This window comes from Pectinatus brassicae, assembly GCF_014201835.1.
Lineage (GTDB): Bacteria > Bacillota > Negativicutes > Selenomonadales > Selenomonadaceae > Pectinatus > Pectinatus brassicae.
In genome coordinates, this window is the sequence record NZ_JACHFH010000013.1 from 24,554 (window position 1) to 39,217 (window position 14,664).

Below are 14,664 nucleotides of genomic sequence, written 5' to 3' on the forward strand. Positions count from 1 at the left end.
GGGAAAAAATGAATAAATTAAGCTATATAGCTAGGATGGATTTAATTGGGCCACGAGTATATACAATCTATTCTTCACAAGGTGCATACTTTATATATAATGATTTTTGTCATGTAGTAGAAACGATAAAATCATTATCGGATTCATATTATATAAAGGTTGAAATTATGGAGTCGCAGGAAGAAGCTTGGCGCTATTTGCAAGCCGTAAATATTAGTAAACAAATTAAGGATAATTATAGTAAAGAGTGGGATAAGATAATTAATTCTTTGCCATGTTTAGAACAAATGCCTTATGGTGCAATGGGCGCAGGATCACCAAATAAATTGTTGACAGTTAACTCGTGTTACGTAATGGTAACAAGTAATTATCAGTATTTTTGTACTAGGAGCATAAATGAATTATCGAATATGCTTTTTGTATGTGGGCCTGAGATTAGTGCGGAAATAAGGATGGTAGATGATGAAGTTATGGCTTCGAAAATGATTATATCTAAAGATGTATTTCGTCAAACCTTATCGGGAAATAATCCGGAATTATTACCCCCCGTGCAGAATGACAAGAATTATGGAGTACAGGGATTTGATAACAATAGTTGTAAAAATTTAGTGAAATGAGGATAAAAAATGAAAATTGTGCTTAATGAAAAGGAACTTGCTGAAAATTTGGGAGTGTCATATTGGACCGTGCGTTTATGGCGGTTAAAATTAGGTCTTCCCCATTTTCGTACGGAAGGCAGAATATTTTATCGGTGGGAATCCATTATGAAGTGGATGGGAGAGCAAGAAGAACAGACAAATGTAACTGATCCACAAGTTATTTTGCCCATTGCTCAGTAATTTAGTTAATGTCCTCTTAGCCTTATGCTAAGGGGACATAATTTTTGGGAGGGAAAAATTATGCCATCAAAAATAAAAAAACGTTCTAATGGATCATATTTATTGTCAGTTGCGGTAGGATATGATGACAAAGGTAAACAAATAGTAAAGACTAAAACAGTAAAAGTTAGCAGTATGACTAAAGCTATGCAGGAATATAATGTTTTTGCAGCTGAAGTGCAAAAAGGTACGGTAGCTTATACAGGGAAATATAAATTGACAGATTTTGCAAAAACTTGGTATAACGATTACTGTTTAAAAAATTTAGCACCAAAAACACAGCGGTCCTATAAAAATCATTTAAATAATAGGATCGTTCCGGCATTAGGGCATATTGATATGATTAAATTGAGACCGCAACATATAATACAATTTTTAGAAGAATTGAAGAAACCTGGACTACGTTTGGACGGTAAAAAAGGAGAATTATCAGGGGAGTCTATAATGTACTGTTTTAGGGTTTTATCGTCAATGCTACAGGATGCAATGCAATGGCAAATCATTAATAATAATCCCTGTAATAGAGTAAAAGCCCCAACAGTAAAACGTCATAAATATAAATTGTTATCTGAAGAAGAAATTAAGCAAATGTTGCAGTATTTAGATGAAGAGCAACTAAAATATCGTATGATTGTTTTATTAGCTATTGATAGTGGCCTTCGATTAGGAGAATTAATGGCTCTTAAATGGTCTGATATTGATATGAAAAATAATATTTTAAATGTTACCAAAAGTAATCAGGCATTAGGAGGAAAGGGGGTTTTTACTAAATCACCTAAAAATGAAAGTTCTGTTAGGAATCTTGTTTTATCTGCAAGTATTATGGAATTACTAAAAAAATATTCACTTTGGCAGAAAGAACAAAAGTTTATGTTAGCTAATAAGTGGCATGACGAAAATTGGCTTTTTACTAAATGGGATGGACAGGCAATGTACCCAACAACACCTTCACAATGGTTTCGTAAGTTTTTAAAGCGCAAAGGATTGCCTCATATGCCTTTCCATGCCTTACGTCATTTATCAGCAACGTTACTTATATCATTGGGAATACCATTAAAAAATGTTAGTAATCGACTAGGACATGCTGATATTCGTACTACCGCAAATATTTATAGTGAAGCTTTACAATCAGTGGATGAAAAAGCAGCTAATAAAATGGATCAATATTTTAGAAAAGTAATGAATAAATAGAGTGAAAATATAGCTTAAATAAGTATAGTTTTTACGATAAGGGACAAATAAGGGACAAAACCCCATTTTTAAGCAAAACAAAAAGGCTTCCGATAACCTCGGAAGCCTTGATATACATATGGAGCTGGCAATAGGAATTGAACCTACGACCTGATCATTACGAATGACCTGCTCTGCCAACTGAGCTATGCCAGCACAAATAACGTATCTATTGTACTTGAAACAGCAGGTATTGTCAAGATATTATTACATAGCTTGCAATTTAGCCATTACAGCTTTAGTGACATCTTCACCGCCGTAAACAACAACGGAAGAATCAAGGATAACTTCAAGACCTTTTTCTTTAGCAACTGCTTCAATTGCTTTTTGAAGTTTTTCTCTTATCGGTTTGATAAGTTCATCCTGGCGCTGTGCCATTTGCTGGTTCATTTTATTAAAAAGTTCTCGTTTAGCTTTATCATCAAGTGATTTAGCTTTTTCATTGAAGTCTTGTTGTGCTTTTTGGCGTTCTAGATCAATTGCGGCGTTGGTCGTACGCATATCAGGATAGCTTGCAAGTACTTCTCTGATATTAACATCTCCAATGCTGGCAGCGGAAGCCTGTGCAGGGGAGTAAAGACTATAAATGCAAAGAGCAAAAACAGCCGCAAATACGACGCTGAAAACTTTTTTCATAATAAATAACCCTCCAATTTTAAAGTATAGTTTGTATTTATTCAAACTACATTAAGTTTACGTTATTAAATAATAATTATCAAGAGCTTTTTGTTTTTATCGTTAAAAATATATTGTTATTTATTTTAATGTAGGGGTGAATAGAGGGATTCGATGACATTAAAAAGGAAAAATGTTATAATAATGGTATAATTTGTTAAAAGGATGATATGATGAAAGCAGTAATTTTCGACATGGATGGAGTCATTGTTGACAGTGAGGCCTTCCATATAAAAATTAAGATGCAGACTTTGCAGGAATATGGTATTGAAGCACAGGCAAAAGATTGTGTACCATATGCTGGACGATCTTCTAAGGCTTTTTTTACTGATTTTGTCAAAAAATCGAAAAAGAATATTGCCATTGAAGAAATTGTGGCGCGCAAACATACATTAACAACAGAATATATACAAAGCGGTAAAGAGATAAAACCTGTAGCAGGAGCGATAGAGCTTATAAAAGAACTTTATGCGCATAAAATTCCTTTAGCGTTGGCGTCATCATCGGTAAGAACAAATATTGAGACATTTCTTAAAAAATTTGGCGTATATGAGTGCTTTAGTGTTGTTTTAAGCGGGGCAGAACTGCCTGAAAGTAAGCCAAATCCGGCTATTTATTTGCAGGCAGCAGAAAAATTGGGTTTTAAGCCAGAAGACTGTGCAGTAATTGAAGATGCACATGCAGGTGTTGTTGCAGCAAAACGTGCTGGCAATTACTGTATTGCTTTTAATAATCCATTTTATGAAAATTGTATGGCTGATTTATCAGCAGCCGATATGATGGTAGACTCATTATTGGAGTTATCAGCTGAACAAATAAAACAATTGTGATGAATATTTTGTTTGTATAGCTCAGAAATAAATAGATTTGCTGGTTAGAATAATTATATATTATTTAGGAGGTATAGCATGAATAGTTTTGAATATTGTTCTCCTACAGAAATGATTTTTGGCAAGGGCGTACAGCTGCAGGCAGCAGCTAAGTTAAAAGAGGCTGGTGCTACTAAGGTATTAATACTTTATGGCGGTGGCAGCGTAAAAAGAAATGGTTTATTAGATCAGGTATGTGATTCATTTACAGCAAATAATCTATCCTATATAGTGCTGGGGGGCGTAAAGCCTAATCCGTTAGTTTCATTTGTTCGTACGGCAATAGAAAAAGGTTGTGCCGAAAAGGTGGATTTCGTTTTGGCTGTTGGTGGTGGCAGTGTTATTGATACAGCTAAAGCAGCTGCTCATGGTATAGCTAATCCTGAATATGATATTTGGGATGATATTTGGCAGAAAAAAATGGCACTGAAAAAAACGTTACCGGTGGCATCAATTTTAACTTTGGCTGCAGCTGGCAGTGAAACTAGTGATTCGGCTGTGCTTACCGAGGATAAAACCGAATTAAAGCGTGGATTAAATACAGTGTTAAACCGACCTAAATTTGCTTTCATGAATCCAGAGCTTACATATAGTGCACCAAAATATCAGGTAGCTTGCGGTATTGCTGATATTTTGATGCATACATTAGAAAGATATTTTGCTGAGGAAAAAGATAATTATATGACAGATTTTATAGCGGAAGGATTGCTTAAAAATGTTATAAACTTCAGTAAAAAAGCTTTAGCAGAAGAAAATGATTATACTGCACGCAGTGAAATTATGTACTGCGGCAGCTTGTCACACTGTGGACTTACCGGGCTGGGACGGCAGCGAGACTTCAGTGTGCATAAGCTGGGGCATGAAATAAGCGGTAAGTATGATGTGGCACATGGCGCATCACTTACGACTATGTGGCCATCGTGGGCACGGTATAGTTATAAGACTGATGCAGGCCGGTTTGCTCATTTGGCTGATGTGTTATGGAATATAAAAGACGGCACAAATGAAGAAAGAGCACTGCAGGGCATTACCAAGTTGGAAGAATATTTTAAATCGATAGGTATGCCAACATCTTTTAGCGAGTTGTCTATTGGTATACAGTCGGATAAAGCTATTGAGTATTTGGCAGATATGTGTACAGATAATGGCAGCAAAAAAGTGGGATTTTTTCAGCCGATAAGTAAGGCTGATGCTATTGCTATGTATAAGATGGCTAATCATTGATAAGAAATTTGTAAGATTATAGTAAGTTATTTATGTGGTAAAGGGGTTATCATGCGTTAAGAAAAAATAAACGATGGCCTATTTTTTGTTTTAAAAGCCGTCCCTGTAGGGAAGGTGGCACTGCAAAGCAGTGACGGAAGGGTTGTTAATAAAAAAATATATAAACCCCTCAGACAGCTAAAGCTGCCAGCTCTGCACACACTGTGTACTATATTTCTAAGCGCTAAAGCGCAAAGAACTATAGTATGCAGGGGAGCATTTTAGACATCTAAAATTCAGCTAGCACAATACGATAAGTTATATATTTGAGAAAGTATAACCTTAATTTTAGGGGTTATACTTTTTCCGTTATAGAATGCAATTGAGGGAGCGGTTATTATTAGTAGTTCAGAATGTTGTCTGTGTCCACGTAATTGTAAGGTGGATAGAAAAATTGGACAAAAAGGATATTGTCAGGCGGGAAATACTGCCAAGGTAGCATTGGTCAGCATACATAAATGGGAAGAGCCCTGTATCTCAGGGGAAAATGGTGCGGGAACGGTATTCTTTTCTCATTGTAATCTGAGCTGTGAATTTTGCCAAAATCATGCTATAAGTGCCGAAGGCTATGGTATAGATGTGTCAGAAGACAGATTAGCTGAAATTTTTTTACAGCAGCAAAGTCGTGGTGTTGAATGTTTAGAGCTTGTTTCACCAACACATTATGCAGATATCATTGTTAGGGCTTTAGCAAAGGCCAAGAAAAATAATTTATCTATTCCTGTAGTTTATAATTGCAATGGATATCAATCTGTGGAGGAAATTGCAAGTCTGGAAGGCTATGTTGATGTTTTTTTACCGGATTTAAAATATTATGATGATGAATACGCAGTAAAATATTCGCATGCACTTGGTTATTTTACTGCAGCCAGCAAAGCTATAAAAAAAATGTTTGAAATTACAGGACCTGTAGTAATGGACAATAATATGTTAAAAAAGGGAGTCTTAGTGCGCCACCTTATTTTACCGTGGCTGTATAAAGACAGTATAAAAATAATGCAGTGGCTGCGGGATAATTTTGCTGATGATATTTACATAAGCCTGATGAACCAATACATTCCAGCGCATAATGCCATAAATATTCCTAAGCTTAATAGAAAGCTTACAACCTTTGAATATCAAAAGGTGATTGATGCAGCTTTGGCTATGGGGATAAAAAATTGCTTTGTGCAGGAGAAAAGTTCAGCAAGTATTGAGTTCATACCTGATTTTAATGGTGCTAATGTATTATAAACAGCAAGATACATTATAGGAAGTGTTATTATTATTTAAAATATTGTAAAGTTGTTACAACTTAGACATCTATTTATAAGTATGAAAGTGTTTTATTGTAAATTATAATAATTATTATGAAGCTTGACGTAAAAAATACAGCATGATAAAATTAGCACAATTTTATTTATAGACTAAAGTGTATTAATATTTGATTCGATTTTGTTAATATATTTAGTATTAATTATTGATGCGGAAAATTATTCATCAATGATATTATTTAGCTTTAAGGAAGTGAAGTAATGCCGATAAAGATACCAAATAATCTACCGGCCAGTCAGATTTTAGATAGTGAAAATATTTTTGTGATGGATACAGAGCGGGCCTATAAACAGGATATCAGACCGCTGCGAATTCTTATACTTAATTTGATGCCGCTTAAAACTGTTACCGAAACGCAATTGCTGCGCCTATTGGGGAATAGCCCGTTGCAGGTAGAAGTTGATTTTATTTATACACAATCTTATACACCAGAGCATACACCAATGGAATATCTGACAGAGTTTTACGGTACTTTTGAAGATGTTAAAGATAATATCTATGATGGTTTTATCATGACTGGAGCGCCAGTCGAACAGATGGAATATGAAGATGTGGCTTACTGGGAAGAGGTTTGTCAGATTATGGAATGGAGTAAGACACATGCTTTTTCGTCATTTCATATTTGCTGGGGAGCTCAGGCGGGGCTTTATTATCATTATGGTATACCTAAATATTCAATTGCGCCTAAAGTGTTTGGTGTTTATAAGCATAAATTGTTAGTGGAACATGAAAAGTTGTTTCGTGGTTTTGATGATGAATTTTATGTGCCACATTCCCGTCATACGGAGATACGCCGCAGTGATATTGAAAAAATTCCAGAGCTGACAATTATGGCTGAATCAGATACACGCTGTGGTGTTTATGCAGTGGCTAATCTAAAGAAAAGACAGTTTTTTATAACAGGTCATGCTGAATATGATCCATTAACTTTAAAATGGGAATATGACCGTGATGTGAAGGCGGGTCACAATATACAGATTCCATGCAACTATTATCCTGATGATGACCCAACTAAAGAACCAATAGTAAAATGGCGTAGTGTAGCCAACTTATTGTTTGCTAACTGGCTGAATTACTATGTATATCAGGAAACACCATATGATTTATCGAAACTAAAAAATATTCCGGAATGCTGGCATAATGGTATTCGCGAAGTGAAATAAAAAATGAGGCTGTTACACTTTTAGGTGTAACAGCCTCATTTTTTCCTATGTTATTTTGCTTCGGCCCAATTTTTGCCGGTATTAATATCAATAGTTAATGGCACACTGAGTTTTACAATATTTTGCATGGTATTGATTAAGATAGATTTTAAGATGTCTATTTCTTCATTTACAGCCTCGATTACAAGTTCATCATGTACCTGTAACAAAATACGGCTTTTTAAATTTTGTTTTTTTATTTCCTGCCATGTTGCAATCATGGCCATCTTAATAATATCGGCAGCAGTACCCTGTATAGGCGTATTCATAGCCATACGTTCATTTTGGTTGCGGATATTGAAGTTTTTGCTTTTGATACCGGGCAGATAACGGCGGCGACCAAATAATGTTGTAGTATAGCCATCTTCGTGGGCATCAGTAACTATTTTATCGAGACATTTCTTTACGCCTTCATATTTGGTGAAGTAATTTTTTATATAAGTCGCGGCTTCTTTACGGGGAATGTTAAGTTCCTGGGCCAGTCCATAGTCACTTTTGCCATAGACAAGACCAAAGTTTATGGCTTTGGCATGACGGCGCAAATCAGCGGTAACATCAGACAATGGAACATCAAAAATTTCTGAAGCTGTACGGGCATGTATATCTTGATCTAGTTTAAATGCTTCGACAAAATTTTTATCATCAGACATATGGGCTAAAATACGAAGCTCAATTTGGGAATAGTCAGCAGATAAAAAAATGTCATAACCAGCAGCCGGTTCAAACAGGCTGCGGATTTTTTTGCCAGCATCAGTGCGGACTGGAATATTTTGCAGATTAGGTTCGGAACTGCTAAGACGGCCAGTGGCGGTAACAGTCTGATTAAAGGTGGTATGAATTCGCTGGGTATCAGCATCAATTAAATTATACATGCCATCGAGATAGGTGCTTTTTAATTTACTCCACATGCGGTATTCAAGAATTTTTTCTATTATAGGGTGATATGGTCGAAGGGCATCCAGTACATCGGCATTAGTTGAGTAGCCTGTTTTAGTTTTTTTCTGCACAGGCAGTTTTAAATGGTCAAATAGTACTTCGCCCAGCTGCTTAGGTGAATTAACGTTAAATTCAATATCGGCAAGTTTATAAATATCGGTAAGCAGCGTTTCAATGGTACTGCCGATTTCATCAGACATATTTTGCAGTTTTTCACTGTTGATATATACGCCAATATTTTCCATGTTGGCTAATACTTTTTCTAAAGGCAGCTCGGTATTATCATAAAGATTAGTGAGATTTTTTTCTTGTAAGAGTGGCAGTAAAATATCAGCTAGTTCTTTTAGAGGGACGCTTTTTAACAGATAGGCAGTTTTACCAAATGGTATTGCTTCTTTTTGGTCGTAAGAAGCAATTTCTCGCTCAAGATATTTATCACTGAGATTTTCTAAATTGTATTCGTTAGCGGACGGATCAAGCATATAAGCTGCCAGCATAGTATCAATTGTTTTTCCAGCAATAGTAAGTCCGCTGTGCAGGCTGGATTTTAAATCATAAGTTATCTTTGTAATATTTTTATCAGCTAATATGCCAGCAATAGATGTTAAGTCTGCCTCAGAGATGAAAATATTAACAGCCTGATTGTTTTCACTGCTGGCAATCATTAAGCCATGGCAGGTGATATGAGGTACTTTGCCGGTACAAACGGGCAGATAGGCAATATAGCCATTGGTTTGTATCTGGGAAATAACTTTTTGCTGCATATTTTTATTCGCAACAAGATATTTATCAGCGTCTTCATCCATGACAACAGCGGTGTCTTCACCAATACCGGAAATTTTATTTAATGAAGTCCAAACACTTTTAAGCGCATATTCTTCACAGATCTTTTTTAGTGCGTGGCTGTCTGGGGTAATACTGTATTCAGTAGGTATAAAATCAAGCGGCATATCGCAGACAATCGTTGCTAATTTATAGGAAAGATAAGCGTTGTCTTTGTCAGTTACAAGTTTTTCTTTTAGTTTTTTGGCAGTTATTTCATTAATGTGTTCATAGATGCCATCAAGAGTCTGGTATTGGGTAAGCAATTTAAGTGCTGTTTTTTCACCAATGCCAAAAACACCAGGAATATTATCGGACTTATCACCCATAAGTGCTTTCATATCAATGAGACGTTTAGGGGAAAGACCAGCATATTTTTCTTTAAAGGCAGTTTCATCCATTATTTCTGTTTCAGTAATCCCTTTTTTAGTCATGACAATCTGCAGATTAGGCTGGATTAGCTGTAAAATATCGCGGTCACCAGTAATTACCATAGTTTCAAAGCCTTCTCGGGCAGCTTTATTGGCAAGCGTGCCTATAATATCATCGGCTTCATAATTATCTATTTCAATTAATTTTATGCCTAATGCCTTGGTGAATTCATGCAGCATGGGGATTTGGCTGGATAATTCATCAGGTGTCTTTTCGCGTGTGCCTTTATATTCTTTATAAATTTCACTGCGAAAGGTGTGCCGGCTTTTATCAAAAGCGACAGCAGCATATTCAGGTTTTAGTTCTTCCAATATTTTTACGGCCATTTTGGCAAAGCCAAAAATAGCATTTGTATATTTGCCGGATTCTGTAGTCAGAAGCGGCAGAGCGAAAAAAGCCCGATACATAAGTGAGCTGCCATCAATTATGACAAATCTGTTTTTTATTTGTTCCATTTATTGCTCCTAGTAGTATATTTAAGCAGCCTGAGGCTGTTCGTTATTAGTAAATGAATGGCGTGGTATAGCTAAACCAGCTGCATTATAGATAGCTGCAGTACTATTTTTCATGACACGCAGAATTAGAAAATCAGGCTGTTGCCAGTCACGCTGTAGATTAAATAATTTTTCGACATTGATAATATTGATATATACATTATCATTTTTGCTAATACCAGGCACCTGCCCGTATTTACTGCTTAGTAGATTTTTTTCCTTATCCCAGGTTAAGGGTAAACCAATTATTTTACTTAAGGGCATAACTGGTAATAAAATTACATTATCAGTTTTATAGGCCGTAAAGTCTAAGCTTTTATCTTCCAGCTGTAATTTTACAGGAGTTACTATATAATTGGGTTCACCGGTTGAGGCTAGTAGTTGTTGTTTGACAGAGTTCCTATCGACAAAGTCACTTACACCCCAGGTTTTTAGCTGGTTAATGACATAGGTTGTTGTTAAAGGCTGTTGATAATAGGCATCGGGATAGATATAGTAAACAATGCTGCCATTATCATCTTTTTCAATGACTAGGCGGTCATAAATTATTTTAACAGGTGTTCCAACTGGTGTCTCAGAAAAGAGTTTTTCAATATTATTTTCTTGAACGCGTATGCAGCCATGTGAGACATGATAGCCAATGGAATTGGGATTATTAGTACCGTGGATGCCGTAATTTCCACCAAGCCCAAGCCAGCGATATCCCAAGGGATTTTGTGAACCAGAGTCTATCTGTATACTTGTATCATCTGGATCAATCCAGGTCGGATCAACAATTTTTTCTTGTACGGTAAAATTCCCTGAGGGTGTAGGACTGGAAGGTTTACCAACAGCTACTGGATAAGCAGCAATAATTGTATCACCATCATAAAGGCGTAGCCAGGGAACAGCGGTATTGATTAGTATATGCAATTTTGATGGCTGAATTTTATTCTGTGCAGGATTTGCATAAGAGTGATTAGAAAAGCAAATGAAGAAAAGGCTAAAGGTAAGTAAAATACATTGAAGCATAATTTTCAACTCTTTTCTATTATAATGATTATATATTCAATAACAAATATACCATATTTGTTATTTTTATTCCAATTCTAATTGATGGTGTTTATAAGATAAAATTTTATTAAAGAAGGAAAATAATAGCTTTTTGTAGTATATACTATAATAATAAATTCTAATAAAATTTTTATCAATTTCGAAAATGATGTTAAGCTTTATGAGAGAAATGCAGGGTGATATTTTATGATAGGAATCGGCGATGTTGTTATTTTTTTAGTAATTATAGCGATGATAATATATGATTTTGGTTATGAATGGTTTATTGGCTGATTTTATTGCTGGGGTATTGTCGTTTGACAAAATAATGAGTGGTTGTTATAATGTAGTAGTAATTCGAAAATTTAATATGTAATACGGGACCTGACGGATAATGTGGAATTGACCACATGGACTGTATTGCTGTGATAAGCCGACCGTCTGGGCAAGAAATAATTAGCCTGGATGGTCTTTTTTTATTATCCGCTTATTATTTCTGGGTATCTTTTTGTGAAAATTGAAAGGAAGATAATAATGAGAAATCGTTGGCTTATTGCTCTATCAGCAATTGGAATTCATATCTGTATTGGCAGTGTTTATGCATGGAGTGTTTTGACAAAACCTATTATGCAGCAAATGGGCTTTTCTTTAAAGGAAACGACCTGGACTTTTTCTTTAGCTATTTTATTTTTGGGATTATCGGCTGGTTTTTTAGGAAGTTTTGTAGAAAAGTGTGGTCCGAAAAAAAGCGGACTTTTATCGATGCTGTTTTTTGTTATAGGAATGTTTGGTACAGCATTTGCTTTAAGCATGCACAGTCTTGTGTTATTATATGTTTTTTATGGAATAATCGGTGGAATCGGTTTGGGAATTGGCTATATAACACCGGTATCGACTTTAGTAAAATATTTTCCTAAGCGGCGTGGTTTTGCCACAGGGTTGGCCATAATGGGCTTTGGTTTTGCTAGTCTAATAGCTGGGCCTCTTATGCAATATTTAACCAGTCATTATGGTTTAGCAGTTAATTTTATTATTTTAGGCTGTGCTTATATGATTGTAATGAGTGCATCGGCGATGTATTTAAAGGCACCGGAAAATGATAATACAGGCAAAAATAATAAATCGATTACTTATAAATATAAAGGAATGACAGCACAGGAAGCATTAAAGACATGGCAGTTTAGTGCTTTGTGGTGGGTGTTTTTTATTAATATAACCTGTGGCATAGGCCTTTTGGCAGTAGCGTCACCGATGGCACAGGATGTTGTGAAAATGACACCAGTAGCAGCAGCTTCAATGGTAGGAATAATTGGATTGTTAAATGGTTTTGGACGAATCTTTTGGTCAACAATTTCTGATTTTATTGGTCGTGGTTATACGTATGCTTTGTTTTTTCTTATAGAAATAGCAGCTTTTTGGCAGTTGGCACAGGTTAGTACAGTTTTTGCATTTGAGTCATTGGTATTTTTGATTATAACCTGTTATGGCGGGGGATTTTCCTGTATGCCAGCCTATTTAAGTGATGTATTTGGAACAAAACAGCTCAGCGCTATTCATGGCCGGATTTTAACGGCATGGGGGATTGCCGGCGTGGTAGGACCAGTTGCCGTTTCCTGGCTGCGTGAAGCAACTAACAGTTATTCATTGACATTATATGCTTTTTCGGCATGTTTTGTGTTAAATCTTATAATTGCCTTGATTTTAAAAAATAAGGGTAAGAAGCTGGAATTTAATTAAAAAAATATTGATTATATAAATAATTAGAGGAATTGCTGTGGGGGTCAATATGTCTGCAGCGATTCCTTTTGCTTTTCGCTTTAGTAATATATAATGTTTGATTATTCGTTTTTTTTATGATGGCAAATTTATTTTTTTTATTTTACAGATAAAAAAGAGATTATTATAATAACATATATAAATAATTTTTTGAAAATTTAAATTAAACAAAAAATATTTAAAGTTAAAAATAGGGGGCGAGAAAATGTTTTTGGCTATTATGGGTTTTTTAATGATATTTGTTATTATTTATGGCTTGCTGCAGTCAAAAGTACATCCAGTAGCAATTTTTGCTATTGTACCTATTGTGGCCGCTATAATATGCGGTTTTGATTTTGTACATATTTCGGCATTTATAAAAACTGGAGTAGCGAAAACAATGCCGGTAGCGGTGCTGTTTATATTTTCTATTGAGTATTTTTCTATTATGTCGGAAGTTGGATTGTTTGATCCAATGGTAAAGTTTTTAGTAAAAAAAGCAGGCTCAAATGTAATTTTAGTTACGGTGGCAACAGGCTGTATTGCTACAGTAGCTCATTTAGATGGAGCGTTAGCATCGACATTATTGATAACAATTCCGGCGATGCTGCCAATTTATAAAAAGCTTCATATGCGTCCAGTTGTAATTTGTGTAATTATTGGTGCGGCTATGAGTATTATGAATTTAATGCCATGGGGCGGGCCAGTAGCACGTGTTGGTGTTGTTTTAAATACTGATGTTAACCAATTATGGCATGTTCTTATACCACTTCAAATAATAGGTCTTTGCTTAGTTTTAGCATTTGCATTTTTTATGGGAGTAGTAGAAAAGAAACGCGGGGCAGGATTAAATCCTACAGGTAAAGCGGCAGAGCTTGATGAGGATACATCGTTTATTAAAAAGACTGATTCAAAAGAAGCAGAAAGCTTAAAACGGCCTAAATTGTTATGGTTTAATGCATTGCTTACAGCTGGCGTAATAGGATTATTGTGTTTCACAAAAATTCAATTATATGCAGCCTTTATGATAGGTTTAGCAATAGCGCTTATGGTTAATTTCCCCGATGCAAAAATGCAGGCGCAAAGAATAAAAGCCCATGCTGATGCGGCCTTGTCGGTTCCAATGATATTATTGGCATCTGGGGTATTTCTTGGGGTTTTAAGCGGCACAAAAATGATGGAAGCTATGGCACAGGTAATGATAACGATTATTCCTAATGTATTAGGACCATATTTACATCTGATAATGGGATTTTTTGCAGTGCCATTTGGTATGATGCTGGGAACAGATTCTTATTTCTTTGGATTAATGCCACTGGCTATAGGAGTTGGCAAGCAGTATGGAATAGATCCAATGAATATGGCCCATGCAATGCTGGTAGGTAAAAACTTTGGTGTATTAGTGACACCACATGCAGCGACTACATTTTTGGCATGTGGCTTAGCTGGAATAGAGCTTAAGGATTTGTTAAAGTTCTGTACACCGTATTTGTGGGTATTATCATGGATTTCTTTAATAATAGCAATTTTATTAGGGATTATTATTATATAAAAAGAATAAAAGTGTAATTTTAAAAGGCTATCGGATTTTTATTAAAATCTGATAGCCTCTAATAATAAAGAGTGGTTGAATAATAGTAAAATATTTATTCGTTATAATTTCATGATGATATTATTGTTTAGTGATGAAAAACATTTATAAACTTTTCAATCAGTTAAGTATTAGTCTTGATATTTACAATAAATAAATTATAATTATTTA

At 35.3% G+C, this 14,664-nt stretch carries 12 protein-coding genes, 1 tRNA gene and 1 riboswitch; of the genes, 9 read left to right on the forward strand and 4 right to left on the reverse strand.

What is annotated here, in order from left to right; genetic code table 11:
- The first annotated feature begins 8 nt into the window (after positions 1 to 8).
- From HNR32_RS06255 to HNR32_RS06265, 3 genes are read left to right on the forward strand one after another with little or no spacing between them, the layout of a single operon-like run.
- Positions 9 to 617 (forward strand): hypothetical protein, encoded by a 609-nt coding sequence (locus HNR32_RS06255; protein ID WP_183860797.1) that lies wholly within the window; start codon positions 9 to 11, stop codon positions 615 to 617.
- Positions 618 to 626: 9 nt separating this feature from the next.
- Positions 627 to 839, forward strand: coding sequence for a MerR family transcriptional regulator (locus HNR32_RS06260; protein ID WP_183860799.1), 213 nt, complete (start codon positions 627 to 629; stop codon positions 837 to 839).
- A gap of 60 nt (positions 840 to 899) precedes the next feature.
- On the forward strand, positions 900 to 2,069 hold the full coding sequence (locus HNR32_RS06265) for a site-specific integrase (protein WP_183860801.1): 1,170 nt from the start codon (positions 900 to 902) through the stop codon (positions 2,067 to 2,069).
- Between the two features lie 119 nt (positions 2,070 to 2,188).
- Here the strand turns inward: HNR32_RS06265 and HNR32_RS06270 are convergent.
- Together HNR32_RS06270 and HNR32_RS06275 are read right to left on the reverse strand one after the other, a co-directional pair.
- Positions 2,189 to 2,264: transfer RNA gene (locus HNR32_RS06270), tRNA-Thr, on the reverse strand.
- A gap of 51 nt (positions 2,265 to 2,315) precedes the next feature.
- On the reverse strand, positions 2,316 to 2,744 hold the full coding sequence (locus HNR32_RS06275) for an OmpH/Skp family outer membrane protein (RefSeq protein ID WP_183860803.1): 429 nt from the start codon (positions 2,742 to 2,744) through the stop codon (positions 2,316 to 2,318).
- 212 nt (positions 2,745 to 2,956) lie between these two features.
- Between HNR32_RS06275 and HNR32_RS06280 the strand changes: the two genes are divergently transcribed.
- The 4 genes from HNR32_RS06280 to metA all read left to right on the forward strand — a co-directional run bounded on the left by HNR32_RS06280 (position 2,957) and on the right by metA (position 7,392).
- Positions 2,957 to 3,613, forward strand: a complete 657-nt coding sequence (locus HNR32_RS06280; RefSeq protein WP_183860805.1) for an HAD family hydrolase — start codon at positions 2,957 to 2,959, stop codon at positions 3,611 to 3,613.
- A 78-nt stretch (positions 3,614 to 3,691) separates the two neighbouring features.
- Positions 3,692 to 4,876 (forward strand): iron-containing alcohol dehydrogenase, encoded by a 1,185-nt coding sequence (locus HNR32_RS06285; protein ID WP_183860807.1) that lies wholly within the window; start codon positions 3,692 to 3,694, stop codon positions 4,874 to 4,876.
- Positions 4,877 to 5,296: 420 nt separating this feature from the next.
- The gene (locus tag HNR32_RS06290) at positions 5,297 to 6,148 is read left to right on the forward strand and encodes a radical SAM protein (RefSeq protein ID WP_311636526.1); all 852 of its coding nucleotides are present in this window, start codon (positions 5,297 to 5,299) and stop codon (positions 6,146 to 6,148) included.
- A 281-nt stretch (positions 6,149 to 6,429) separates the two neighbouring features.
- Positions 6,430 to 7,392: a homoserine O-acetyltransferase MetA gene (metA, locus tag HNR32_RS06295; RefSeq protein ID WP_183860809.1), complete on the forward strand. Its 963-nt coding sequence runs from the start codon at positions 6,430 to 6,432 to the stop codon at positions 7,390 to 7,392.
- A gap of 50 nt (positions 7,393 to 7,442) precedes the next feature.
- Here the strand turns inward: metA and polA are convergent, their stop codons facing one another.
- Positions 7,443 to 10,076, reverse strand: coding sequence for a DNA polymerase I (gene polA / locus HNR32_RS06300; RefSeq protein WP_221300574.1), 2,634 nt, complete (start codon positions 10,074 to 10,076; stop codon positions 7,443 to 7,445).
- A gap of 21 nt (positions 10,077 to 10,097) precedes the next feature.
- Positions 10,098 to 11,027 carry a L,D-transpeptidase gene (locus HNR32_RS06305; RefSeq protein WP_183860810.1) on the reverse strand — a complete coding sequence of 310 codons (930 nt, stop codon included), beginning with the start codon at positions 11,025 to 11,027 and terminating at the stop codon, positions 10,098 to 10,100.
- Positions 11,028 to 11,516: 489 nt separating this feature from the next.
- Positions 11,517 to 11,601, forward strand: a riboswitch (ZMP/ZTP riboswitch).
- 80 nt (positions 11,602 to 11,681) lie between these two features.
- On the opposite strand from HNR32_RS06305, the gene HNR32_RS06310 reads away from it, so the two are divergent.
- Positions 11,682 to 12,884 carry an L-lactate MFS transporter gene (locus tag HNR32_RS06310; RefSeq protein WP_183860812.1) on the forward strand — a complete coding sequence of 401 codons (1,203 nt, stop codon included), beginning with the start codon at positions 11,682 to 11,684 and terminating at the stop codon, positions 12,882 to 12,884.
- Between the two features lie 244 nt (positions 12,885 to 13,128).
- On the forward strand, positions 13,129 to 14,454 hold the full coding sequence (locus tag HNR32_RS06315) for a CitMHS family transporter (RefSeq protein WP_183860814.1): 1,326 nt from the start codon (positions 13,129 to 13,131) through the stop codon (positions 14,452 to 14,454).
- Positions 14,455 to 14,664: the final 210 nt, after the last annotated feature.

Coding starts and splice junctions, on each gene's coding strand:
- HNR32_RS06310 (WP_183860812.1), top strand. CDS start 11,682: ATGAGAAATCGTTGGCTTATTGCTCTATCAGCAATTGGAATTCATATC.
- HNR32_RS06315 (WP_183860814.1), top strand. CDS start 13,129: ATGTTTTTGGCTATTATGGGTTTTTTAATGATATTTGTTATTATTTAT.
- polA (WP_221300574.1), bottom strand. CDS start 10,076: ATGGAACAAATAAAAAACAGATTTGTCATAATTGATGGCAGCTCACTT.
- HNR32_RS06275 (WP_183860803.1), bottom strand. CDS start 2,744: ATGAAAAAAGTTTTCAGCGTCGTATTTGCGGCTGTTTTTGCTCTTTGC.
- HNR32_RS06285 (WP_183860807.1), top strand. CDS start 3,692: ATGAATAGTTTTGAATATTGTTCTCCTACAGAAATGATTTTTGGCAAG.
- metA (WP_183860809.1), top strand. CDS start 6,430: ATGCCGATAAAGATACCAAATAATCTACCGGCCAGTCAGATTTTAGAT.
- HNR32_RS06260 (WP_183860799.1), top strand. CDS start 627: ATGAAAATTGTGCTTAATGAAAAGGAACTTGCTGAAAATTTGGGAGTG.
- HNR32_RS06255 (WP_183860797.1), top strand. CDS start 9: ATGAATAAATTAAGCTATATAGCTAGGATGGATTTAATTGGGCCACGA.
- HNR32_RS06280 (WP_183860805.1), top strand. CDS start 2,957: ATGAAAGCAGTAATTTTCGACATGGATGGAGTCATTGTTGACAGTGAG.
- HNR32_RS06265 (WP_183860801.1), top strand. CDS start 900: ATGCCATCAAAAATAAAAAAACGTTCTAATGGATCATATTTATTGTCA.